We start from the raw sequence: 552 nt of genomic DNA, 5'->3' as shown, positions 1-552 counted from the left end.
TGTGCGGTCGCGGTTGTCGCGGTGGGGTGGAGGGTGGCGGTGATGGGGGTGTCGGGTTCGGTGATGTAGGTGTGGCCGGTGGGGGTGGTCCAGGTGAGGGTGCCGCTGCCGTCGCGGGCTTGGGTGTAGGTCCAGCCGGCTTGGTGTTTGAGGATGTGYGCGGCGCGGCTGAGGTGGGCGAGGTTGTTGTGGGCGGATTCGCCGTGGTATTGCCAGTCGAGGGTGTGGTCGAGGTCGGTTTGTCGGACTGGGCGGTTGGAGAACGGGGCCCGGCAGGTGCCGTCGCGGATTTCGAGGAGCCGTTTCAGGTCGGCGGGGACGGTGTAGCGGTCRCGGCCGACGGAGAGGGTGGCGCCGGTTTCGGGGTGGGTGAGGATCCGGATCGCGGTGGGGCATCGGGAGGCGAGGTCCCGGGCGGTGTCGGGGTCGATCGGCCCGTATCCGTCGAGGTTGCCGGGTTCCTCGGTGACGCCGAGGAGGGTGAGCATCGGGACGGTGACGATCAGGTCGGGTTTGGTGCCCCGGAACCGGTCCCGCCCCGCCCCCGGCGCC

At 70.5% G+C, this 552-nt stretch carries 1 pseudogene; it reads right to left on the bottom strand.

Annotated elements, in window-relative coordinates:
- A pseudogene (locus tag AB4Y94_RS17790) lies at positions 1-552 on the bottom strand (HNH endonuclease signature motif containing protein); the annotation flags it as partial.

It is taken from the genome of Glaciibacter sp. 2TAF33, assembly GCF_052114945.1.
Lineage (GTDB): Bacteria > Actinomycetota > Actinomycetes > Actinomycetales > Microbacteriaceae > Cryobacterium.
This window is presented reverse-complemented; position numbering and strand designations above follow the sequence as displayed.